Origin of the sequence: Peribacillus sp. TH16 (genome assembly GCF_016651095.1) — a bacterium.
GTDB classification, from domain to species: Bacteria; Bacillota; Bacilli; order Bacillales; family DSM-1321; genus Peribacillus; species Peribacillus butanolivorans.
The window spans coordinates 1060962-1084956 of the sequence record NZ_JAEKEM010000002.1 but is presented as its reverse complement, the minus strand read 5'-3'; the positions used below and the strand labels follow the sequence as shown (position 1 = coordinate 1084956).

Here is a 23995-nt window from a genome sequence, read left to right as displayed (position 1 = left end):
TAAATTGCAGTAAACCTGCTGTGTTCCATATGATCAAAGCTCACTTTGCAGGAAGTTTTCTTTATAGTCTGTAAATGTTCTTCTATCTTTATGCAAAGGAACATATATTTTATCAACAGTCTCGTCCGCTACATAACTGCTGAGTGCAGTCAATGGTAAGACATATCCGATAAAGAGCAGGCAGGAGGCGTCATATTGGGGAAAAAAATCTATGTTTTAGATACGAATGTCCTGTTGCAGGATCCGTATGCGATTTACTCATTCGAAGATAATGAAGTAGTCATTCCAGCAGTTGTTTTAGAAGAATTGGATTCGAAAAAAAGGTATATGGATGAAATCGGAAGAAATGCCAGGCAGGTATCAAAATTGATCGATAGCTTTCGTGAAAAAGGAAAGCTTCATCAAAGCATTCAGCTTCATAATGGAGGTAGCTTAAGAATTGAACTTAATCATCGTTCATTTCATAAACTTCAGGAAATTTTCGTGGAGAAAACAAATGATAATCGAATATTAGCAGTTGCAAAAAATTTATCTTTAGAGGAAGAAACAAAGGAAGATGGGAAGACGGTCATTCTTGTCAGTAAAGATACTCTAGTGCGTGTAAAAGCTGATGCGATTGGGCTTGAGGCGGAGGATTTTTTAAATGATCGTGTTGTTGAAATGGACCATATTTATGGAGGGCATAAAGAAGTTTTTGTGTCGATTGACAATCTGAATAAGTTTTATGAAAAAAGTCATCTTAAGCTTGAAGAACTGACAAAAGATTTATACTACCCTAATCAATTCTTGCTGATGAAGGATACATTGGGAAGTTCAGCCTCAGCGATTGGGATTGTAGATGAGAACTGCAGATATGTTAAGAAACTAATGTATGAAGGAGAACATATTTGGGGAATTAAGCCGAGAAACGTTCAACAGACGATGGCCCTTGATTTGTTACTTCGTTCTGACATTCAGCTTGTGACGCTTATTGGTAAGGCTGGGACAGGAAAAACGCTATTGGCATTGGCAACAGGATTGATGCAAACAGAAGATTTATCTCAATATAAGAAGCTTCTAGTAGCTAGGCCTATTGTTCCGGTCGGTAAAGATATTGGTTATTTACCTGGGGAAAAAGAAGAGAAGCTTAGACCTTGGATGCAACCTATTTTTGATAATCTGCAATATTTGTTCAATACGAAAAAACCAGGGGAATTGGACGCAATTCTAGCTGGCATGAGTTCGATTGAAGTAGAAGCTTTAACCTATATCAGGGGTAGGAGTATTCCGGATCAGTTCATCATCATAGATGAAGCGCAGAATCTAACGAAACATGAAGTGAAGACCATATTAACAAGAGTAGGGGAGCGGAGTAAAATTGTTTTGATGGGGGATCCGGAGCAAATCGATCATCCTTATTTAGATGAATATAATAATGGTTTGACCTACGTTGTAGAAAAATTCAAGACCGAGCGTATTGCTGGCCATGTTAAACTGATAAAAGGAGAAAGATCCGGTTTAGCTCAGCTTGCTGCTACACTTTTATAAAAAAACGACAAGGGAAATTTCCCTTGTCGTTTTAAATAATGCATTCAGGCTTCTATAACTATGGTACATGTACTTTTATTTAACAGTGAAAGATCGTACATTCTTAATTGGGTTATTGATATTAGAGGCATCTCCAAAATAAATTTCCATAGGTCCGCCCTCGGTTACTTTAATTGGCTTTCCATCCTTGGAAAAGCCAAGGAAAAATTCAAGCGCTACTTCGAATGGAAATGTAAGCTCTTTTTCATCAGTTGTAACAATAACTTCTGTTACACCGGTTTCAGGTTCGGCGTTTTTCAAAAAAGGTTCAAAAGGAATGCCAAAAGTCCCCTCCATCAATCTTTGCTTCTCAAACTTTCGTTCCGTTTTTAATGTAGGAGGCATGGTAGCGCCCTCTTGAATTTCCTTTTGCCAATGTTTGGACGCTGCAATTGTATACTCTTCTAATTCATTGACTTGAACTCTCTCAGCATTGAAGTATGTATCGATTTCAATTTTACGGTCATCAAAAATCCACACTCCAGGATCTAGAGTAATTGGATATTTCACTTTTCCATTAATAAACACGATGGGTTCCAAATATCTCATTCCTTTCTGTTGCTAACATTCTTATATAAGTATAATCAATTATATAAGAAATGTCACATTATCTAGGATAGTGATTATATCTACTGCCGGGTTTATGAGTATAGAGGCTGATTGTGTTATTTTAGTGTTTGGATTATTCAATTTGTTTGTCAATGTCCTTGCTTTTTCATACAACAAAAGGTAGAATTTAATGATAAGATAAGTTAAGATATAATCGCTCTGAGCGGGGGGATTTAACATGGCATCTGATATGCTTGTCAATCATCGAGAAAAAGCTTATGCTTTATTAAAAGCAGATGCTGACAAGATTCTAAAACTGATAAAAGTTCAAATGGAGAATCTCACTATGCCTCAATGTCCTTTATACGAAGAGGTACTTGATACACAAATGTTCGGTCTATCACGAGAAATTGATTTCGCCGTACGTTTAGGCTTAGTAGAGGATAAAGAGGGCAAGTCCCTTTTGGAAACTCTTGAAAAGCAATTGTCAGTTTTGCATGAAGCATCATTAAAAAAATAATATACAAAACATACTAACTCAAACAAATCTCGATGATTGTTTGAGTTTTTTATTTATATACAATACTAGGTAATAGTGTTATACTATAATTCAATAGTGTTATACTAATTAGTGCGATTGAAGCTCAAAATGAGCTTTTTTTATTGGGTATGGAATGTTAATAGAAATATTTTCGGGAAAATCTATCACCACATATTCGAATTAGCATTTTAGTTGATGAACTCTTTTTTCATAAATAGAAAAATGGAGTAAACTTGTGCAGATTGTAAGATGATCTTCAATCAGTATTGAATCTTTAGTTCTAGAACTATAGATATTGAGGGGTCAAAAGACGGAAAATCCCTGTGCTTTTATACGAATATACATAATTTTTTATTTTTTTATTGTATTCAGTTTATTTTAGTATTATGGTTATATTAATTGTTGAAAAAATACAAAGTTAACATATTGATAGTATATTATAATAATTTCAATGTATTTTAACTAATTGGCAAAGTTTCTATTTTTGTGTATTTATTTTTCAGAAACGTATAAATGCATAACTGAAAAATATATCGAAATATAATTATGTTGAGGAACGACGATTTTAATAGGACTGTCTCCATTGTTGGAGAAATAAACGTGTGAATAAAAAGTTGTGAAGTTTATCACGCTTTTTTCTATATATTCAATAAAAATACATATTGATTAGGGTGGTAGCAATGGTGAAACGTATAGAAAAAGTACTTGCGGCAAATCGTGGAGAAATAGCGATTCGGATTTTTCGGGCGTGTACGGAATTAGATATTAGTACAGTTGCAATCTATTCAAAAGAAGATTATGGATCTTACCATCGATATAAGGCGGATGAAGCATACCTAGTTGGGGAAGGCAAAAAGCCGATTGATGCATACCTGGATATTGAAGGTATTATTGCAATTGCTAAGATGAGCGGAGTCGATGCGATTCATCCTGGTTATGGTTTCCTTTCAGAAAACATTGATTTTGCTAAACGTTGTGAAGAAGAAGGCATTATCTTCATTGGACCAGAATCAAGGCACCTAGATATGTTTGGAGACAAAGTAAAAGCAAGAACACAAGCAGAACTAGCTGATATTCCGGTCATCCCGGGTAGCGAAGGTCCTGTAACAAGTGTGGTAGAAGTGAAAGAATTTGGTGAACAATACGGTTTTCCAATTATTATAAAAGCGTCTCTAGGCGGCGGCGGGCGCGGAATGCGAATCGTTGAGAAAGTTGAAGATGTTGAAGAGGCTTATGATCGCGCAAAATCTGAAGCCAAAGCAGCCTTTGGTAATGATGAAGTCTATGTAGAGAGATTTATTCAAAATCCAAAACATATTGAAGTTCAAATTTTGGCTGATACTCACGGGAATATCGTGCATTTATACGAACGTGACTGTTCTGTTCAGAGACGTCATCAAAAAGTTGTAGAAGTGGCACCTTCTGTTTCGCTTTCTGAGGACTTACGTGAAAGAATTTGTGAGGCAGCAGTCAAATTGTCAAAAAATATTGACTATGTCAACGCGGGTACTGTCGAATTCCTTGTAGCAAATGGTGAATTTTACTTTATTGAAGTCAATCCAAGGGTACAGGTTGAGCATACCATTACTGAAATGATTACAGGTATCGATATTGTTCAATCACAAATCATGATTGCTGAAGGACATGAACTTCATGGCAAAAAGATTGGGATTCCTGAACAAGCTGGTATTAAAACGCATGGTTTTGCAATACAGTCACGGGTAACAACTGAGGATCCATTGAATAATTTTATGCCGGATACTGGAAAAATGATGGTGTATCGTTCTGGTGGAGGTTTTGGTGTTCGTTTGGACGCTGGTAATGGGTTCCAAGGGGCTGTTATCACACCATATTATGATTCACTTCTCGTTAAACTTTCGACACATGCGCTTTCATTTGAACAGGCTGCATCAAAAATGGTTCGTAACCTTAAGGAATTCAGGATTCGTGGAATTAAAACGAATATTCCATTCCTTGAAAATGTTGTAAAACATGAGAATTTCATTAGTGGTGAATACGATACTTCCTTTATTGATTCAACACCGGAACTATTTACCTTCCCAGTCAGAAAAGACCGTGGAACAAAAATGCTTTCATATATCGGTAATGTTACGGTAAATGGATTCCCAGGAGTGGAAAAAAAGAAAAAACCTGTTTTCGATTTAGCGCCAATTCCAAATGTTGCCGGACTGCCGCTTATCTCGGGTACGAAGAATATTCTGGAACAACAAGGTGCAGAGGGGCTTGTTAATTGGATTAAAGATCAGAAAGAGGTATTGATTACTGATACGACTTTCCGTGATGCACATCAATCTTTATTGGCAACCAGAATTAGGTCGAAAGATATTCTTGATATCGCTGAGCCTACGGCGAAACTTCTTCCTAATTTGTTTTCTATGGAAATGTGGGGCGGGGCAACTTTCGATGTAGCTTATCGGTTCTTGAAAGAAGATCCATGGGACCGTCTATTAAGCTTTAGAAAAAAAGCACCGAATGTGCTTTTACAAATGCTATTAAGGGCTTCAAATGCAGTGGGTTATAAAAATTACCCTGACAATGTCATTCGCGAATTCGTTGAGAAATCAGCGGATGCAGGAATTGATGTTTTCCGGATCTTCGACAGTTTAAACTGGGTAAAAGGTATGGAAGTGGCGATAGATGCAGTCCGTCAATCGGGTAAAATTGCTGAAGCGGCCATTTGTTATACTGGGGATTTAAATGATCCGTCACGTAGCAAATATAATATCGAGTACTATAAAAATATGGCGTTGGAGTTAGAACATGCCGGTGCTCATATTTTAGCTATTAAGGATATGGCTGGACTTCTGAAACCGGATGCTGCTTACCGTCTGGTATCAGAATTGAAAGAAACAACTTCCCTTCCAATCCATCTGCATTCTCATGATACGAGCGGAAATGGAATTTACATGTATTCAAAAGCGATTGAAGCTGGCGTGGATATTGTTGATACGGCGATTGGATCTCTAGCAGGATTGACTTCACAACCAAGTGTACAAACGCTTCAATATGCATTAGAAGGCTCAAGCAGACAGCCTAAATTGGAAGTTGATTCACTAGAGCGGTTAGGCGAATACTGGGGAGAAGTCAGGAAATTTTATCATGACTTCGAAAGTGGAATGAACGCACCTCATACTGAAGTATACAAACATGAAATGCCTGGTGGTCAATACAGTAATCTGCAGCAGCAGGCTAAAGCGGTAGGGCTAGGAGAACGCTGGCATGAAGTTAAAGAAATGTATCAGCGCGTTAATGCAATGTTCGGAGATATCGTTAAAGTAACGCCTTCTTCTAAAGTTGTAGGAGACATGGCCTTATTTATGGTGCAAAATAACCTATCTGAAGAAGATGTCCTTACAAAAGGCCAAACCATTGATTTCCCTGATTCCGTAATAGAGTTATTCGAAGGCTATTTGGGTCAACCGGTTGGGGGATTCCCAAAAGAGCTTCAGGAAGTTATCTTAAAAGGAAAAAAACCTATTACTGTAAGACCGGGTGAATTGTTGGAAGACGTAGATTTTGGCGCTTTAAAAGAAGAATTGTTCAAGGAATTGGGACGTGCTGTCACAGATTTCGATGTACTTGCATATGCCCTATATCCAAAAGTATTCTTAGATTACAATAAAACTATTGAATTGTTCGGCGATGTTTCAAACCTTGATACGGCCACTTTCTTATATGGCATGAGATTAGGGGAAGAAATCGAAGTTGAAATTGAAAAGGGTAAAACGCTTATCGTTAAATTAGTATCAATCGGTCAACCATTGGCTGATGGAACTCGTGTTGTGTATTTTGAATTGAATGGTCAATCTCGTGAAGTAATCATTAAGGATGAAAACATTAAATCTTCTGTTCAATCCAAAGTGAAAGCAGACTCAAAAAATAAAGAGCAAATCGGTGCAACAATGCCTGGTACGGTAATTCGTGTTGTCGTCGAAAAAGGGGATCAAGTTAAGCAGGGTGATCACCTAATAATTACGGAAGCCATGAAAATGGAAACAACCGTGCAGGCGCCATTCTCTGGGACTATTAAAGACATTTATGTTAAAGATGGTGAAGCGATTAGTACTGGTGATTTATTGATTGAAATAACTAAGTAATACCACTGACTAAGGACATTGTTATCGAAGTTGGGCATATTAGTACCCTTGAGATTTCAAGCTGCTGTATGCCCTCCTTTGGGTTAAGTTGGTTACATCGAATTTGTCTTTCTTATACAAAAAAGCCATCATTCTGAGGAATGATGGCTTTTTTTGAATCTATTAATTGAACAATCAGACATTAACGAGCGGGTATGGTTGGTGTTATTTCTTGTTCATCCTGTCCGTTAACGGTATGTGTTGCACTCCCTTTTTTAACGGCTAATGCATTTTTTTTGCTTCTAGAAGTCAGCAGCATTAAATAGCTCATTACGCCAAAAAAGCAAGCTATGAATAAGGCATGTGCCAATGCAATATATAAATTCTGTCGTGAAAAAATAATAAAGGCTCCAGCGGTAACTTGTAAAAAAACGAGAATGAATGCAGCAATCCAACCGCCATATATTACTTTTTGATGTTTGTAATATTTATGTGTAATAAATGCCACGTAAGATACCCAAATGAATAATGCCCCAGCAATGGCTCTGTGACCCATCTGAACCCATTCATATAGGTTGGAAGGGAGTGCAAGGCTGTCATTTACACATAAAGGCCAATCCTTACAGATTAAACTAGATTCTGTATGTCTCACAAGTGCACCCGTATATACGACTATTAGGGTGAAAATTAGTATGCCAATAATATGAAATCTCATCCGCTTATCAACTATAAGTTTTTCAGCTTCGAACTTCTTGTCTACTTCAAAAATCAAAAGTGTTAATAAAAAGACAGAAGCAAAGGAGATTAGTGATATACCAAAATGGAGAGCCAGAACGAAATCAGATTGTGACCAAAGAACCGCTGCTGCTCCAATAAGCCCCTGAAGAACTAGAAAACTAAAAGAAATAACAGATAAAAAGCGTGCTTCACGAATATGCCCTATTTTTCTCCAAGACATATAAGATAAAACTAAAACCATGAATCCTCCAGCACCTGAAACAAGTCGATGGGAAAACTCAATAACTAATTCAAGCGTAATTTTGTCAGGGATCAATTGACCATTACATAATGGCCAGGACCTGCCACATCCCATGCCGGAATCCGTCTTAGTGACTAAAGCTCCACCAAGTAAGATGAAAAGCATTACAATCGTAGTTAAAACAGCAAACCATTTAAGAGACGATTTCACTAGAAGTCCCACCTTTTTCTCTGGAGCCAAATTAGTTAGTTCCATAAATTTCATACTTAAATAATAGCATAAGATATTGCATAAATATTTGTCGAACTTTCTTGATATTACACAAAATAGAATGATTTTACAAGTTCAGTTAATATTATACCTATTAAATAAAACGCCTGAAATAGTTGAAAGTTACAAGAGACTTTGATAGAAATAAAGGGAGTGTAAATCTTTAAGTAGGAGCAAAATAGAGATATAGCCTAGGGGATGATGATAATAACTGACTATATATGTTATTAATAAAGGACATGAAACACCAGCAAACACAGTAAAATTCATGCGACACAAATTGGTCAAAAATTATCCAAAAAAATTTCACAAAAGCTTCCAAAAATGTGTTTTAATATATTGAAGAAATGATTTTACTAAATTTTACTGTTATTAAGCATGATATAAAGAATAAAAGCTCTAGAAGGATTCCATTGACAACGGTCATTGGTAAATAGTTTACTTTTTGTTTACGCTTCTTTGGTTACAAATATCGAAAAGTATGAAATAATGTTCTATAATATCGTAAGTAACTTTTTTTACATTTGCGTCTTTGGTGAATGATTTAAAGGAGGAAAACAAATGTCAGAAACAAGGGGTATGTCAGAAGCTGTCATGAAGGACAGTAAAGCCGCCCTTCAATCGGATATACCGGAAACAACAGTTTGGAAGGATTTTCTCTCACTTATTAAAGTGGGGATTGTCAATTCAAATATAATTACAGCTTTTACCGGAGTATGGTTAGCCCTTCATTTTTCAGGGCTTAGCTTTTTAAGTAATCTTGATGTAGTGTTTTATACGCTTGCAGGCTCGGCGCTCATTATGGCTGGATCTTGCAGTTTTAATAATTACTATGATCGTGATATCGATCATTTAATGGAAAGAACGAAAAATCGGCCAACAGTAACTGGAAAAGTACAGCCTTCAAAGGTATTGGTGTTAAGCTTTGGCTTGATTGCTGCTGGACTAATTTTACTCGCTTTGACTAATATGACAACTGCCATAATCGGTGCATTTGGCGTATTTGCCTATGTTGTCTTATATACTATGGTTTTTAAGCGGAGATTTGTCTCAAATACAATTATAGGCAGCATTTCCGGTGCCGTTCCTCCACTTATTGGCTGGGCTGCCGTTGATCCTGGTCTTGATACTATGGCGTGGGTTTTGTTCGCTATTATGTTTTTGTGGCAGCCTCCTCATTTTTATGCGCTTGCAATGAGACGTGTCGAAGAATACCGTGCAGCAGGAGTGCCAATGCTTCCAGTTGTAAAAGGGTTCAAGGCCGCAAAAAGATCGATTATGTTATGGATTATTGTATTAATGTTTATTCCTTTCTTTTTAACACCTTTAGGTACTCCGTTAGTTGTTCTGGCTGCTCTATTGAGCACAGGTTGGCTTATTTTGGGAATAAAAGGGTATAGAAAGAAAGATGATGTTAAATGGGCAACATCCATGTTTGTATATTCTTTAAACTATATGACCATTTTATTTGTAGCGATGGTTATTGTCACACTCATTTAGTATTAGTTAAATAATGTATATTGCAGCCTGTTCTTTGACAGGCTGCAGCTTACTTATCAATAATTGTCCACTAACCGCCAACCATACATATAAACTGAGAACGCATCAAGAGAGTACTTCATAAGAGCGGTTACATGAGCCATTTTAATAATTCCTTAGATTAGGGATTCTTTCTTTTTTTAGAAATTGACATAGAGAGAATATTCGCAATTGCGCCCATTTTTATTTTTGTGAGAAAATTTTGACGAAAGAGGGGTTTCTGAAGCTATGAAAAAAAGGCTGCACAAATGGCGCCTAATTGCTTTGCTGGGTATTGTAGGACTTGTCCTTTCGGGCTGCGGCGAACCATTCCTATCCGCGCTGAAGCCAGCTGGCAATGTTGCGCAATCTCAGTATGATTTACTGATATTGAGTACGTTAATCATGGTACTGGTTATTATTGTTGTGGTTATTTTGTTCGTTGTAGTGTTACTGCGCTTCCGCCGAAAGGAAGGCGACGAAACAATACCGAAACAAATTGAAGGAAGTCATAAACTTGAAATTATCTGGACTGTTATTCCTATCCTTCTTTTAATTGTTCTGGCTGTTCCAACTGTCGTCACAACTTTTGACTTAGCTGACACAAAAGCAATGGATAAGAAAGATAAGGATGGAAAGACGAAGGACGCACTTGTAGTAAATGTTAGGGCGAACCTTTATTGGTGGGAGTTTGAATATCCAGACCTTGGTGTTGTTACAAGTCAGGATTTGGTCGTACCAACTGACCAAAAAGTGTATTTCAATTTAACTGCTTCAGATGTTAAGCATTCATTCTGGGTACCGGCTGCCGGAGGAAAGATGGATACAAATACAGATGGAGTTAATCAGTTTTTCTTAGAATTCGATAGTAAAAAGGCAGAAGATTCGAACAATTTATTTTACGGGAAATGTGCTGAGCTTTGCGGACCTTCCCATGCTTTGATGGATTTTAAGGTGGTAACAAAATCTAAATCCGACTTTGAAGCATGGACTAAGGATATGAAGTCTGCAAAAGAACCCACTGTTACTGGTGATTTAGCAAAACAGGGTGAAGACGTCTTTAACCAAAGCTGTATCGGTTGTCATGCGGTTACGCCTAATGACAGTAGACCTGAGGCTGCCCGTCAAGCTCCGAATCTGGCTACATTTGGTGAACGTGAGAAAGTAGCTGGAGTTTTGGATCATACTGAACAAAATGTGAAAAATTGGATCAAGGATCCTGAGAAGTATAAACCGGGTAACACGATGACCGGTACTTACGGTGAACTTTCAGATTCACAAATTAATGCACTAGCAGCTTATCTTTTACAGCTGAAGGTGGAAGGAAAATAGAACATTGATTAAGGAGGTTAAATCGTGAGTACGTACGCTAATAAAAAAGGATTTGGCGCTACGATTTGGGATTATCTGACAACGGTAGACCATAAGAAAATCGCCATCTTATATCTTATTTCTGGCGGATTGTTCTTTGTGATCGGCGGTTTGGAAGCGATGTTTATTCGTATCCAGCTTGCAATCCCAAATAATGACTTTGTAAGTGCCGGATTTTATAATGAAATTTTGACCATGCACGGCACGACGATGATATTCCTGGCAGCCATGCCATTAGTATTCGCTGTAATGAATGCAGTTGTGCCATTACAAATAGGGGCTCGTGATGTTGCGTTCCCATTTTTAAACTCATTAGGTTTTTGGTTATTTTTCTTTGGAGGTATATTCTTAAATCTTTCATGGTTTCTAGGAGGAGCACCTGATGCAGGCTGGACATCGTATGCATCACTTTCTCTGCACTCTGAAGGCCATGGTATTGATTTTTACGTCCTAGGATTACAGATATCCGGACTGGGAACATTAATTGCAGGGATCAACTTCCTTGTAACCATTATAAATATGCGTACGCCAGGTATGACCTACATGCGTATGCCGCTGTTTACATGGTCAACGTTTGTTGTTTCTGCATTAATATTATTTGCTTTTCCTCCACTTACTGTAGGATTAGTGTTAATGATGTTTGATCGGATGTTTGGCTCAAATTTCTTTGATGTAGCAGCTGGAGGTAATACGATTATTTGGGAGCATTTATTCTGGATATTCGGTCACCCAGAAGTATATATTCTGATTCTTCCGGCGTTTGGTATTTTTTCTGAAATTTTTGCGACATTCTCTAGAAAAAGATTATTTGGTTATTCATCGATGGTATTTGCAACCGTTTTAATCGGTTTCTTAGGTTTCATGGTTTGGGCCCATCATATGTTTACCACTGGTTTAGGTCCTATCGCAAATGCAATCTTTGCGGTGGCTACCATGGCTATCGCTGTACCAACAGGTATTAAGATATTCAACTGGATTTTTACGATGTGGGGAGGAAGCGTCAAGTTCACGGTTCCAATGCTTTATGCAGTTGCCTTTATTCCTACATTTACAATGGGTGGCGTAACAGGTATCATGCTCGCATCCGCACCTGCTGATTATCAATACCATGATAGTTATTTCGTTGTTGCACATTTCCACTATGTAATTGTCGGTGGAGTTGTATTAGGTTTATTGGCTGGAATCAATTTCTATTGGCCGAAGATGTTTGGAACTATGTTAAATGAAAAATTGGGGCAGATCACATTTTGGACGTTCTTAATTGGTTTCCATCTAACATTCTTTATTCAACATTTCTTAGGGCTAATGGGGATGCCTCGTCGCGTATTTACATTCTTGGACAATCAAGGTCTCAATACAGGTAATATGATTAGTACCGTTGGAGCCTTCTTAATGGCATTTGGTGTCTTGGTAATGGTCATCAATATAATCATTACATCTGTGAAAAATGAAAAAGTAGGCAATGATCCATGGGGAGATGGTCGTACGCTTGAATGGGCTATTCCATCACCACCGCCATTTTATAACTTCAAACAACTTCCGCTTGTGCGTGGTTTAGATCCTTACTGGGTTGAAAAAATGGAAGGAAAAACGGAAATGACTCCTGCAGAACCACTTGGGGATATCCATATGCCAAATTCATCTATTCTTCCTCTAACGATTGCTTTCGGTTTATTTGTAGCCGCATTCGGTGCTTTATATAATATGGATGATAAGACATGGACCCTACCTATAATCATTGTTGGACTTTTGATTACATTTGGTTCAATGTTAATCCGTTCCGTTAAAGACGATCATGGATACCATATTCATAAAGAAGACCTTATGGACGATAAAGATAAGGGAGGTAAGGCATAATGCAAGCAGATGAAAGATTCACGGATGCTACTTGGCCTGCTTCTCCCGAGAAAGCGACTTTAGAAGGTAAAAATAAGTATTTGGGATTCTGGTTGTTTCTTGGTGGAGAGACGGTATTATTCGCCTCACTATTTGCAACTTACCTTGCTTTAAAGGATAAAGTTCCAAATGGTGATGCAGCCCTAGCAAAAGATTTATTCGAATTACCACTTACTTTTGTTGCGACTATGCTGTTATTGACTAGTTCATTAACTAGTGTGTATGCAATGTATCATATGAAAAATAATCACTTTAAACAAATGCAGGCTTGGCTTGTGATTACGGTTGCACTTGGTTTTGCTTTCCTAGGTCTTGAGATTTATGAATTTAATCACTATGTTCATGAATATCATCATACTTTTACGAGTAGTGCGTTCGGCTCCGCTTTCTATACGTTAGTCGGCTTTCACGGAGGACACGTTGCTTTCGGTTTGATGTGGATTATTTCGCTGATGGTTCGTAATGCAAGAAGGGGCTTGAATTTATATAATGCGCCTAAATTTTATGTTGCGAGTCTATATTGGCATTTCATTGACGTAGTCTGGGTGTTTATCTTTACAGTCGTATACTTAATGGGAATGGTGGGATAACTGATGGCGAATGAACAATCAAATTCAGCGAACCCGAATGTCGATTTAAAATATCGCCGTAAGAAAAATGCTGAAGAGATGAAACATCAAGTGATATCATTTACACTTATGATTTTCTTTACATTAATTGCTTTTGCTGCAGTTGGAATTGAAGGATTTTCACATTGGTTCATTAAACCAGTCATTTTGCTACTGGCAGCCGTACAAGTGGTTTTCCAATTGTATTATTTTATGCATATGAAGCACAAAGGGCATGGTACTATTGCATTGTTTTTATTCTCTGGCCTTGCAGTCGGCTTAATAACTGTCCTTGTTTTCACAACGATTGTTTGGTTATAAACCATAAAGAAAATCGGCTATTGATTAATAGCCGGTTTTCTTATGTCTCATTCATTTGTTAGGAAAATAATCCAACTTTATCTATATTTGTTACTAATTTTTATTTTAGGTATAATGAAAGTAAGAAAAAGTTTATGACGAGGTGATTTTTTGTCTATTGATATTTTCGGCTTTCGTGCTTTGTGGAGTCCATACTATTTTGCCGCCCTCGTACTTATAACGGTTGGATATTTTTGGTTGGCGACAAAATACAGAGGGAAGTTTCCGGGTAGTTCATCGCTTTCCGTAAAGCAGGTAACTTATTTCTTAATAGCAATGTTCCTTCTTTATATGGTAAAGGGTTCCCCGCTGGATTTATTGAGTCATATCATGTTCAGTGCCCATATGTTTCAAATGGCTCTGCTTTACTTGGTGATTCCGCCATTATTTATCATTGCGATACCAGACTGGTTCTGGAGATCTTTCATAGGTTCAAGGGGAGTGAAACCGTTATTTCAGTATTTCACGAAACCCCTCGTGGCTCTTTTACTATTTAATGTCCTTTTCTCTTTGTACCATATCCCGTTAGTTTTTGACTTTATTAAAACGGGGATATGGTTTCATGCTGGCTACACGGCGATCTTATTTACAACTGCAGTTCTGATGTGGTTTCCTCTTGTTAATCAACTTCCAGAACAAGAAAGTCTATCAGGTGTTAAAAAAGTAGCTTATATTTTTGGCAGTGGTATTTTAATGACACCAGCTTGTGCATTAATCATTTTTGCTAATTATCCGATGTATGATACGTTTACGAATGCGGAATCATGGGCCAGTGCGATGGAGCTTTGCGTGCCTGCTTCAGCATTGTCCAATTTATCACTCAGTGGTCCAGAAATGTTTAATGGGCTGCCGTTACTTGAAGACCAGCAGCTTGGCGGGGTACTTATGAAGGTTATTCAAGAAATCGTTTTAGGATATGTTTTAGGAGTCATTTTCTTTGCATGGTTCAAGAAGGAAAATGGAGAGCAAAATGGGATTGATCCGATTCCTTCAGAATTTCAGACTGTAGAATAGTCGTATCATAAAGGACTTGTCTAGTAACGGACAAGTTTTTTATGATGTCATCGCCATTACGGTGCTGCCTAACGAAGACTTTAATAGGGATAAGAGGCCACCTTTTTTATAAATCGTAAAAGCTAGTGATTAGTCTTAGCTTTTCTATAAAAGTGAGCATTCTGTTAAAAATCCTTGATTTTATTGTATTTTATGATTACCTCTTATAAAATGGTAGTTGATTAATAAATATAGAGAGGACTACAATTCTTATGTCTTTACCAATCCTTCCAACGATAAGTACAGCTTTCATTGTATTAAGTGCCATCACTGTTGCAATAGGCTGGTATCAAATTAAACAGCGCAAAATCGAGACCCATAAGAAGACAATGATGGTAGCTGCAGTTTTTGCGGTAATCTTTTTCACTATCTACCTTTCACGAACAGTCTTTATTGGCAGTACGTCATTTGGTGGACCTGATGACATTAAAATTTACTATACGATTTTTTTGATTTTCCACATAACGCTTGCTACGACAGGAGCTGTTCTTGGAATTATTATGCTTACCACTGGGTTTAAAGGCAATTTTGCCATCCATAAAAAAATTGGGCCTACGACAAGTATTATTTGGTTCTTCACTGGAATCACTGGAGTAGCCGTTTATATTCTGCTTTATGTCATTTATCACGGTGGAGAAACAACATCTTTAATAAAGGCAATTCTAGGGTTTTAAAACAAAGAAAAAGCCTGGTGCAAAAAAGCATCAGGCTTTTGTTATAGGTATTAAAAAAAGAGAGAGCATCTATAGACACCCTCTTTTTTTACTGTATTTTTTGCTAAAGGCTTTTACAGGCCATTAAATTGTGTGAGTTCTTCTTTGATCTGAGCAAGGATTTTTTCACTTTGCTTCACTAATGAAGCAGGGAAGTCCTCTCCTTCGCCGTATTCAACGCCGTGTGGATAATAGTGTTTTCCTAATAGAGGAACCATTAGTTTGATGACGGCTCTGTGAGCGCCTACATCGCCTTCTGTAGCAAAGCCAAGTATTCGCAGATAGAACGTGCCTTCTTTTATTTCAAATTTACGATCGAAACTAACTCTTTCGTAATCCCATTGTTCTGCACGTATTAAACCATATTGCGGCATTAGGTCATCTAGTCGGTTTAAGTCGGCTGTGATGTTCTCGATTCCAAAGCTTTCAAATTTCACGAGTAGTACCTCCTATGTTTACATTTGAGAATTAAAATGACATACCAGGAAAATGTTATGTACATAAAATATTTAAATAATTCTCCAGTATGTTTATAATATACCATTTTATCCTATATTTTATAATAGTACGAAATGGTGGAAGTTGCAATGAACTCAAACATGGTATTTTCATCATTCACAAAAGTTACACTTTTTAAAAATAAATTAAATGGAGTGGCATTCCATTGTAAATTAGAAAATTATGATTGAACAATGATATAATCAGGAAAGAAAGATGTGAGCATTGTATACATAAATTAGATAGAGAGAGGGAGTGTTCCTCTGCGCGGGTTAGGTAAGGTAACGGTATTAATTATTATTTTTTTGTAATCGGTATTTATCTTAATATCGGCGGTGAAGATGAAGGTAATCCCCTAATTGATGGTAACAAAGGTGTTAACCCTAATGAACATATAAATGAGAAAAGTACTTCTTCTGAAAAAGAGGTGACTGAAGCTACAGAAGGTTTGGCAGTTACAATTGGGAAAAATGCGAAAGAGATAGAAAAAGAATTCGGAGAACCTGATCGAATTGATATGTCCGCTTATGGCTATGATTGGTGGGTTTATAAAAAAGACTATAGTAATTATTTTCAATTAGCCATTGAAAATGAAAAAGTGGTTTCTGCATATGGTATAGGTGATAAGGTTAATGTTGCGCCATTTAAAATCGGACAATCCATTGATGCCATCTATTCTAGTTTGTATGTAGAACCAACTGTTGATATTGAGGTTGGGGATAGTTCCTATCGTTTTGAATTGTCGGAGGAAGATATGAACATGAGGCCTTTGATTGAACTTGGGGATATTCATGTACAGTTGTATTTAGATAAATTCTCAGGAACGGTTTCAAGTGTTCGGTTTTTGAATGATTCTACCCTTTTAAAACAACAGCCTTATGAGTTGACCTACCATGGTAAGCTTGTGAAGGTGGAGGATCTTTCTGAGAAAGACTGGGAAAAGGTGGAGGAAGGCAACGAACAGCAAATATTCGATATTACGAATATCATGCGTAGCAGATTTGATTTGAAGCCTCTAGAATGGGATGATTCTGCAGCGGAAGTTGCTTACCTTCATAGCCGTGAAATGAGGGATACTCCTGAAGGGACAAAGGTCCCTGAAACAAAAGGGGATTTGGAAAAGCGTCTGAACGCAGGTCACGTTAAATACAGTGCAGCAGGTGAAAATATTGCTAAAGATTATGTGGATGCAGCGGCAGTCATGGAAGGCTGGCTAAATAGTAAGGGCCATCGGGATGCGATGCTGAATGAGGACTTTACAGGTTTGGGTGTAGGGGTTTATAAAAAGTATTATACACAGAATTTCATAAGAAAATAAAAATGGATCCCTTATGGGATCCGTTTTTATTTTCTAATTATTATATTTTCAAGATGAAAAAGTTGCCTGTCGATACCGCGCAAAGTTCGCCATCATCGCGGTATACCTTTCCTTCGACGATAATCGTTTTATTGCCTCTATGTATTAACTCACACTTACATGTTAAGTGATCACCAATAGCGGGTTTTACATACCGAACTTGTATATCTGTCGTTACTGTCGCGTACCCTTCTGGAACTGTTGAGTTGGCAAGGTTTCCCATACACGAATCTATCAAGGTAGCAATCATTCCGCCGTGGGTAATGTTCAATTCATTATGTACAAGTGGTGTGTTAGGCATGGTCATTGTAAGTGAGGTATCCTGTTGGCTTACATCCTTATTTAACTGCAATAGGCTTGAAATATAGGAATACTTCTTTTGTTCTCTTTTTACTTGTATTCCTGAGATTATTCCCGATAAAACGGCTAACTCTGTTTCATCTGCTGACTTTGCCAGTTTTTGAAAGTCTTCGACTAAATCCCTGAAATCTATCATGAAAATACCCCCTCATTTTCTAATATTATACTATAAGGAAATGCAATTAAATTCGGAATAGAAATGCCATGCACTTTTTATTTCATTTTAGCATATGGTGAACATAGGCGATGTCTTAGTGTGAGGTGAGAGTAATGGCAAAAAAAAAGCGCCCCTCCGTCGATGGATTTCGGGAGTTTGTCAAGGAGCATCCTTATTTAGTAAATGAAGTGAGAAACAAGCAAGCAACATGGCAGGAACTTTTTGAAGAATGGTACTTACTCGGAGAAGATCATTCACGCTGGCAGGCTGACGGCAGTGTGAATGAATCTATAGTGAAGTCTGAACCTCAATCACAGCCGGTAGAAAAGGGAGATCAAAGTACGGAGTTGATAGGTTCGTTAATGAGTGCAGTTAAAAATATGGATATGGGTCAGATACAACAATATATTACAAATGCCAATCAGGCAATTGGGGCAATACAGGGAGTGCTATCGGCTTTCCAAGGGAATAAATCAGGTGGTGATTCCAATCCGCCCCCGAAGGACAAAGGGCAGAGAGCGAATCCATTCATTTTTAACAAAGATTAAGTAGTGAAGAGGGGAGGGCTTTTCATGCGCCAGAATGTATATGAATTCATTCAAACAAATGAAGATATGCGTAATTACTTGAGGGTTCAACCTGCATGGTACAAAAGGTTAATGCGGAATCCTCATGAAGTGGACGTATTCGAAACGGAAGCGAAATACTATTTTGAGAAGTCGATACCACATCGGGTTTCTAAATTTTCAGAAAGCGTTCAGGTTGCTTCCATGATGCTTCATATGTTTCAAGCGATGAATACTCCAGGAGAATGAAGAAAAAAAGAGTAAATTACTCCTTTTGGCGAACAATAAAGGCAAAAGGGGGACGATGATATGAGAAGATTCATTATGGTTCTAACAGTGTTGATGGCAGCGACAGGTTGTGGAAAGAAAATACCGGAACCTGAAAATTTAGGAGCAGCTCTACAAAATGTTTCTAACTTAAAAGCTGCCACCACTGTATCAACCGTCCAAAATTTGGATGAGAACTTTCAGGTGAAAACTTTTGTGAAAGGGAACTCTGTATATGTTGAATGCTACCTAAAGGATTATGGTTTTTCTGAAACAAATCCTAAACAATTGGCAACTGTGTCGGTATCTATTGATAATCAAAAGAAAAAAGATATGCGGACAGCGGCTTTTATCTTAAAGGATGTTCCAAATGGCATGCATAAGATTAAGCTGGAGATTTTAAATGGTTCAGGTAAAAAAACAGGATTACAAAAAGAGTTTGAGGTACATATCACTTCCTCTATTTAATCAAACCATTAGCATCTGATAGTAAGAAATGTTAAAATGATGGTGGAGGTGAGCTTGTTTATGCTTGCTACTATGGAAATTATCGACATTTTACAACAGGCTGACGGATTAGCTGAAATAATCCTTCATTCTGAAATAGGAGAAGAATATCTCCTTAGTTTATATAAATTACAGAGCGACAAAGAGGCACAGCAGAAGATTTCAAAGTTTACTTCTTTAAAGGATCTGTTTGAAGATGTTCAAAGGTTCGGTAAATATCATCCGGACTACAAACGTATCAATTTAGAGACTAGAGAAGCTAAACGAGATATGGATATGCATTCTACCGTTGCCCAGTTTAAGAGGGCAGAGACGGAATTGCAATCCGTTCTTGACGAAATCAGCGGACGAATTGGCCGGGCAGTTTCTGAGCAGGTTAAAACCCCTGCGGGAAATCCATTTTTTGTATCTTCAGGTGGGTGCTCAACCGGAAGTTGCGGTACTGGTGGAAGTTGTGGATGCTCTGCTTAATAGGAAAAAGCCTGGTCCTTCCAGGCTTTTTTTTATTGCAGTGTTAACTTCTAAATAGAATGCAGTCCGGACAGAGATTCCCACAGCAAAACATCTTTTGTTGTGGTACATAAAAACGGTGGCGGAATACAAATAATTGGTTTTCCTGCCGGACGAAAATGGTTTCGCAATGGAGTTGCTTGCCTCTCATTGAACGGCTTGCTGCTTTTTTTATTAAGAGAAAGAGATTATTTTTTTCGTTTTCCTTATCCTTCTGAGAATAATGAATATATATAAATGGAATGCCCGTAATTTTCTTTAGCGAGGCTTGGCTTATCTCTTCATTATCTACTAGATGTCCGATAAATTGATTCCAGATTTGGTCTAAATCCATCTCTTTTTAGGCTCCTTTCTTATTATTTATATTCATAATAGTAAGAGAATTTAGTTTATAATCTTTTTTTCTTGGTTGAAAGTACAGATTCTGCTATGCTAAACTTAGTTAAAACCTTTATAAAAGGGAGTTATTGATATGCTTGGAGCGAGACAAGGAATTATCGTCTATTTACATACATTAAAACAAGCCAAAATGCTTAGGAAATTCGGGAATATCCATTATGTTTCAAAAAAATTGAAATATGTAGTCCTTTATACAAACATGGATGAAGTCGAACCACTGGTAGAAAAGCTGAATAATTATTCGTTTGTAAAAAAAGTTGACCTATCTTATAAGCCTTTTTTGAAAGTGGAATTTGAAAACTCCAAACCAGATAAAGCGAAAGAATATGATTATAAGATGGGAATTTAAAAAAAGCTGACTCATGCGGAGTCAGCTTTTTTAATTCAGGACATCTATTTTTCTTCAACCTAATGGAGGTAGATATCTATTCATTCGTAATATACCAATCAAATGCTGATAGTATAACTCGATTTCTGCAAAGAGGACTGAAGATTTTACATCGATTTCAATAATGGATTTATCTAGTTCCTCTGCTAATTTCTCAAAAAGCTCATAGCGTTTGTTTACGGTAACATGAGGGTTCGGAATTCCTTCACGGCAAATATAAAGCGGCTGGAATTTCCCTGGATCTGTAGGTTGCATGACAACAACTAATGAAGTTACCTTTTTATCATTTATCGTAGTGTGTAGAGCTAAAAGCCTTGCAACACGATGCTTTTGATTGCGTCCTACTTCAAGCAGCTCATATATATCAGAATAACCTTGTCCAAGTTCAATAAAACGTTGAATCAATTAAACCTCTCCTAACTAACTTATTATTCATTACTTTATCATTATCTCCTTTAAAAGAGAAGGACAATTTCATTGTCTAATCATGACAAAGCCCAACGAGTAATGGAGGTTTATCAAAAAAAAAGCCCTGCAAAAATCTGCAGGGTCCTTCTATGTCTAACTTAGGACTAGAAGGCAAAGGGAGAGGAGAAACCGGAGGAAGAACTTATGGGGAAACGTAAGCCTTCTCCGCGGTTGGCAACAACACCTAATAAGGAATGTTGTTATTCACATTATTGCCAAATACAACTTAAATATTCAAAATGTAAGAGATTTATAAAAAGAATGGATGAAGAATAGGTGTTGTAATTGGGTGTAGGAAAATATAATTTGATGTTTGTCTTAGGAAGAAGGTTGGCTTTTATTATTGGCTAGATTTTTCTAATATGTTAGGATAGGAAAGTAACAGAAATTTGTCATAAAATGTGGTGAGAATGATGAGGGTCGTTTCTGGAATTTGTAAAGGAAGACCACTAAAGGCTGTACCGGGAACAGGAACCCGGCCGACTACGGATAAAGTTAAAGAATCCATTTTTAATATGATTGGTCCTTATTTCGAAGGTGGGCTCGTACTTGACTTGTTTGCTGGTAGCGGTGGACTAGGAATTGAAGCATTAAGCAGGGGAATGGATAAAGCCATATTTGTAGACCGAGACTTTAAAGCAAATCAAACGGTTAAGGCAAATTTGGAGATATGTAAGTTTTCAGAACGTGCAGAGGTTTACAAAAATGATTCAGAACGTGCATTGAAAGCTTTGGTGAAAAGGGAAATAACCTTTCAATTAATCTTTCTTGATCCACCTTATAAGAAACAAAAGCTTGTGGATTTACTTGAAGAAATACATAAAAACCGATTGCTAAGCAATACGGGGTATATTGTTTGTGAGCATGGCCATGATGTTACATTGCCTGAGCAAGTTGGTGACTTTACTGTTAAGCGAAAAGAAGTTTATGGTGTCATTGCTGTTACGATTTATCATTGGGGGAACGTAAACGAACAGGGGGAACTATGAATGTCAAAAATAGCGATTTGTCCGGGAAGTTTTGATCCAATCACATTTGGTCATCTTGATATCATTCAGAGGGGAGCGAATGTATTTGATGAGGTATATGTGGTCATTGTGAACAATTCAGCAAAAAATTCATTGTTTACGGTAGAAGAAAGGCTGGAGTTAATTACAGAAGCAACGGCTCATATGCCAAATGTTAAGGTGGATTTCTATCAGGGACTGACGGTCGACTATGCTGAAAGCGTTTCCGCGAATGCGATTATCCGAGGATTACGGGCGACTTCTGACTTTGAATATGAAATGCAGGGAACTTCAATGAACCGTTTCCTGAACAATAACATAGAATCGTTCTTTATCATGACAAAAAATCAATATTCTTTCTTGAGCTCAAGTATCGTGAAAGAGGTTGCGAAATATGGCGGTGATATTTCTGAACTAGTGCCTCCTGTCGTCCAAAAAGCCTTGACTAAGAAGTATGAGCAACAAAAAGAATAGAAAAAAGAGCATTGCCGACCTAGGCAATGCTCTTTTTTCTATTTAAGAAAGTCCTTTGAATAGTCGTTTGGCGAATATCATGATGTAAAGGGTTAAAAAAGCGAGGGTTAACAACGGGCCAAAATCAAGCATATTCTGATAAAGAGAGCTTGCATGTTCACCTGTCGATCCGCTGACTGGGAAGGCATTGAATGGGTTGCCGCTGTAATTATTGCCTTTATAGAATGGCCCCCAAAGCAATACAGTGAAAAAGGATGCAAGAAAACCATGTGCTATTCTAGCTAGAAAAAATGGCATGAACCGAATGTCTGTTGCGGCTATAATACTGGCTACTTGCGCTTGAATGCTGAATCCATTGAAAGCTAGGATGAAACTTGTCATTACAGTCTGCTGAAGGAGGCTCGCATTTTCGACTGAGCTGGTTAATTTTGAGCCAAGAGTCATTTCAAACAACCCTGAAATGAACGGGAGGCTTAAAGAATCAGGGAAATTCATAATATGTAATATTCCTCCGACCCACGAGGCTAGCAGTCCGGTAATATTCATATGAAATAAAAGTTTATTGACTACCGAAAAAAGAATGATGAATCCACCAATCATTAGAAGAGTTTGGATGGAGGATAGAACAGCATCTCCAAGCAAACTTCCAAATGGTCTCTTTTCTTTTAGCCGGGTTCGATGCATCTGGCTAAAGGCTTGTCTAATGGAAGGTAGTTTGGTGATTCCTTTTGACTGGGACTTTTCCTCTTTCCAACGGTAAAAGCGCATTAAAATTCCTACACAAAAATTTCCTAGGTAGTGGGAGAGTGCAAGGATGATACCTAATTGAGGATTATGGAAGAACCCTACAGCAACGGCAACAAACAGGAATAATGGATTTGATGAATTAGTAAAGCAAACAAGTCTTTCAGCCTCAATGCGGGTCACCTGTTTCTCTTGACGAAGCCTTACGGTGAATTTGGCTCCGGCTGGAAACCCAGAGGCAAGTCCCATCGCCCAGACAAAACCGCCCACTCCGGGTACTCGAAATAAAGGGCGCATGAACGGCTCGAGTATGACTCCAATGAATCTGACAACACCAAAACTGATTAATAACTCTGAGAAAATTAAGAAGGGTAGGAGAGAAGGAAAAACAATTTTCCACCACATATTCAGCCCACCTTTGGAAGCTTCAAAAGATTCCTGGGGGAAAATGATTAAGCCAATTGTCATTATCGTGACGGTGAGAGCTAATAATACTGTTTTAGATTTTGATTTAAGCAAAGTTCAGCCTCCTCTTGAAGGGATACTAAATAAGGGCAGTTCGTTTCGTCTATATAAAATACGAACTTCCTTTTCTCTAAAAGTAATGCACAGTAGGGGTTATCGATTGTAAAAACATGATAAAATGAAGATACTAGGTACTAGAAATGGCTGTAATATTTCAATTTCATTACATTGGGAGTCTTTGTTCGTGCTACCATGCTTGTTTCACTGTCAATATAAACAATATGCTTCTATAAATCTGTTTAAGACC

Annotated in this window: 25 protein-coding genes; 18 read left to right on the top strand and 7 right to left on the bottom strand. The window is 37.6% G+C overall.

Features of this window, described 5'->3' with window-relative positions; genetic code table 11:
• The first annotated feature begins 195 nt into the window (after positions 1–195).
• Entirely contained in the window at positions 196–1527 is a 1332-nt protein-coding gene (locus JFV29_RS05180) for a PhoH family protein (protein WP_053345196.1), read from the top strand.
• Positions 1528–1602: 75 nt separating this feature from the next.
• Here JFV29_RS05180 and JFV29_RS05175 read toward each other — a convergent pair whose 3' ends face one another.
• Complete coding sequence (locus JFV29_RS05175; RefSeq protein WP_201181581.1) at positions 1603–2106, bottom strand: peptidyl-prolyl cis-trans isomerase; 504 nt, start codon at positions 2104–2106, stop codon at positions 1603–1605.
• A gap of 247 nt (positions 2107–2353) precedes the next feature.
• On the opposite strand from JFV29_RS05175, the gene JFV29_RS05170 reads away from it, so the two are divergent.
• Entirely contained in the window at positions 2354–2635 is a 282-nt protein-coding gene (locus JFV29_RS05170; protein WP_201181580.1) for a YlaN family protein, read from the top strand.
• Between the two features lie 701 nt (positions 2636–3336).
• Complete coding sequence (gene pyc, locus JFV29_RS05165) at positions 3337–6774, top strand: pyruvate carboxylase (RefSeq protein ID WP_201181579.1); 3438 nt, start codon at positions 3337–3339, stop codon at positions 6772–6774.
• 181 nt (positions 6775–6955) lie between these two features.
• Here the strand turns inward: pyc and JFV29_RS05160 are convergent, their stop codons facing one another.
• The gene (locus tag JFV29_RS05160) at positions 6956–7942 is read right to left on the bottom strand and encodes a COX15/CtaA family protein (protein ID WP_201181578.1); all 987 of its coding nucleotides are present in this window, start codon (positions 7940–7942) and stop codon (positions 6956–6958) included.
• 621 nt (positions 7943–8563) lie between these two features.
• On the opposite strand from JFV29_RS05160, the gene cyoE reads away from it, so the two are divergent.
• The 7 genes from cyoE (at position 8564) to JFV29_RS05125 (ending at position 15482) form a co-directional block, all read left to right on the top strand.
• Positions 8564–9502 (top strand): heme o synthase, encoded by a 939-nt coding sequence (gene cyoE / locus JFV29_RS05155; protein ID WP_057213479.1) that lies wholly within the window; start codon positions 8564–8566, stop codon positions 9500–9502.
• Positions 9503–9769: 267 nt separating this feature from the next.
• The gene (gene coxB, locus JFV29_RS05150; protein ID WP_053345202.1) at positions 9770–10852 is read left to right on the top strand and encodes a cytochrome c oxidase subunit II; all 1083 of its coding nucleotides are present in this window, start codon (positions 9770–9772) and stop codon (positions 10850–10852) included.
• 24 nt (positions 10853–10876) lie between these two features.
• Entirely contained in the window at positions 10877–12748 is a 1872-nt protein-coding gene (gene ctaD / locus JFV29_RS05145; RefSeq protein WP_053345203.1) for a cytochrome c oxidase subunit I, read from the top strand.
• Positions 12748–13377, top strand: a complete 630-nt coding sequence (locus JFV29_RS05140; protein WP_098175429.1) for a cytochrome (ubi)quinol oxidase subunit III — start codon at positions 12748–12750, stop codon at positions 13375–13377. Before ctaD ends, JFV29_RS05140 begins: the two co-directional genes overlap by 1 nt.
• A gap of 3 nt (positions 13378–13380) precedes the next feature.
• Positions 13381–13716, top strand: a complete 336-nt coding sequence (gene ctaF / locus JFV29_RS05135) for a cytochrome c oxidase subunit IVB (protein WP_053345205.1) — start codon at positions 13381–13383, stop codon at positions 13714–13716.
• Positions 13717–13866: 150 nt separating this feature from the next.
• The gene (gene ctaG, locus JFV29_RS05130) at positions 13867–14769 is read left to right on the top strand and encodes a cytochrome c oxidase assembly factor CtaG (protein WP_201181577.1); all 903 of its coding nucleotides are present in this window, start codon (positions 13867–13869) and stop codon (positions 14767–14769) included.
• Between the two features lie 251 nt (positions 14770–15020).
• Entirely contained in the window at positions 15021–15482 is a 462-nt protein-coding gene (locus tag JFV29_RS05125) for a DUF420 domain-containing protein (protein ID WP_053345207.1), read from the top strand.
• A 113-nt stretch (positions 15483–15595) separates the two neighbouring features.
• Here the strand turns inward: JFV29_RS05125 and JFV29_RS05120 are convergent, their stop codons facing one another.
• Entirely contained in the window at positions 15596–15958 is a 363-nt protein-coding gene (locus JFV29_RS05120; RefSeq protein WP_201181576.1) for a YugN family protein, read from the bottom strand.
• Positions 15959–16446: 488 nt separating this feature from the next.
• Between JFV29_RS05120 and JFV29_RS05115 the strand changes: the two genes are divergently transcribed.
• Positions 16447–17337 (top strand): CAP domain-containing protein, encoded by an 891-nt coding sequence (locus tag JFV29_RS05115; RefSeq protein ID WP_342366264.1) that lies wholly within the window; start codon positions 16447–16449, stop codon positions 17335–17337.
• A 40-nt stretch (positions 17338–17377) separates the two neighbouring features.
• Here the strand turns inward: JFV29_RS05115 and JFV29_RS05110 are convergent, their stop codons facing one another.
• Complete coding sequence (locus tag JFV29_RS05110; protein WP_201181575.1) at positions 17378–17872, bottom strand: PaaI family thioesterase; 495 nt, start codon at positions 17870–17872, stop codon at positions 17378–17380.
• A gap of 134 nt (positions 17873–18006) precedes the next feature.
• On the opposite strand from JFV29_RS05110, the gene JFV29_RS05105 reads away from it, so the two are divergent.
• The 4 genes from JFV29_RS05105 to JFV29_RS05090 are packed head-to-tail and all read left to right on the top strand — an operon-like array spanning position 18007 to position 19704.
• Positions 18007–18441, top strand: a complete 435-nt coding sequence (locus JFV29_RS05105) for a YlbD family protein (protein ID WP_201181573.1) — start codon at positions 18007–18009, stop codon at positions 18439–18441.
• 24 nt (positions 18442–18465) lie between these two features.
• Positions 18466–18708 carry a YlbE-like family protein gene (locus tag JFV29_RS05100; RefSeq protein ID WP_053345212.1) on the top strand — a complete coding sequence of 81 codons (243 nt, stop codon included), beginning with the start codon at positions 18466–18468 and terminating at the stop codon, positions 18706–18708.
• A 60-nt stretch (positions 18709–18768) separates the two neighbouring features.
• Positions 18769–19194 (top strand): hypothetical protein, encoded by a 426-nt coding sequence (locus tag JFV29_RS05095; RefSeq protein ID WP_201181571.1) that lies wholly within the window; start codon positions 18769–18771, stop codon positions 19192–19194.
• A 60-nt stretch (positions 19195–19254) separates the two neighbouring features.
• On the top strand, positions 19255–19704 hold the full coding sequence (locus tag JFV29_RS05090; RefSeq protein ID WP_201181569.1) for a YlbF family regulator: 450 nt from the start codon (positions 19255–19257) through the stop codon (positions 19702–19704).
• A 43-nt stretch (positions 19705–19747) separates the two neighbouring features.
• Here JFV29_RS05090 and JFV29_RS05085 read toward each other — a convergent pair whose 3' ends face one another.
• The gene (locus JFV29_RS05085) at positions 19748–20077 is read right to left on the bottom strand and encodes a hypothetical protein (protein ID WP_201181564.1); all 330 of its coding nucleotides are present in this window, start codon (positions 20075–20077) and stop codon (positions 19748–19750) included.
• 138 nt (positions 20078–20215) lie between these two features.
• On the opposite strand from JFV29_RS05085, the gene JFV29_RS05080 reads away from it, so the two are divergent.
• Positions 20216–20491, top strand: a complete 276-nt coding sequence (locus tag JFV29_RS05080; protein WP_048684554.1) for a YlbG family protein — start codon at positions 20216–20218, stop codon at positions 20489–20491.
• Positions 20492–20545: 54 nt separating this feature from the next.
• Here JFV29_RS05080 and JFV29_RS05075 read toward each other — a convergent pair whose 3' ends face one another.
• Positions 20546–20935 carry a DUF7147 family protein gene (locus JFV29_RS05075; protein ID WP_201181561.1) on the bottom strand — a complete coding sequence of 130 codons (390 nt, stop codon included), beginning with the start codon at positions 20933–20935 and terminating at the stop codon, positions 20546–20548.
• Between the two features lie 476 nt (positions 20936–21411).
• Here JFV29_RS05075 and rsmD point away from each other — a divergent pair, with 476 nt between their 5' ends.
• Both rsmD and coaD read left to right on the top strand, forming a co-directional pair.
• Entirely contained in the window at positions 21412–21987 is a 576-nt protein-coding gene (gene rsmD / locus JFV29_RS05070; protein WP_201181559.1) for a 16S rRNA (guanine(966)-N(2))-methyltransferase RsmD, read from the top strand.
• Positions 21988–22479, top strand: a complete 492-nt coding sequence (gene coaD / locus JFV29_RS05065) for a pantetheine-phosphate adenylyltransferase (RefSeq protein WP_053345217.1) — start codon at positions 21988–21990, stop codon at positions 22477–22479.
• Positions 22480–22521: 42 nt separating this feature from the next.
• On the opposite strand, the gene ylbJ is transcribed toward coaD, so the two are convergent.
• Complete coding sequence (gene ylbJ / locus JFV29_RS05060) at positions 22522–23742, bottom strand: sporulation integral membrane protein YlbJ (RefSeq protein WP_201181557.1); 1221 nt, start codon at positions 23740–23742, stop codon at positions 22522–22524.
• Between the last annotated feature and the right edge of the window lie 253 nt (positions 23743–23995).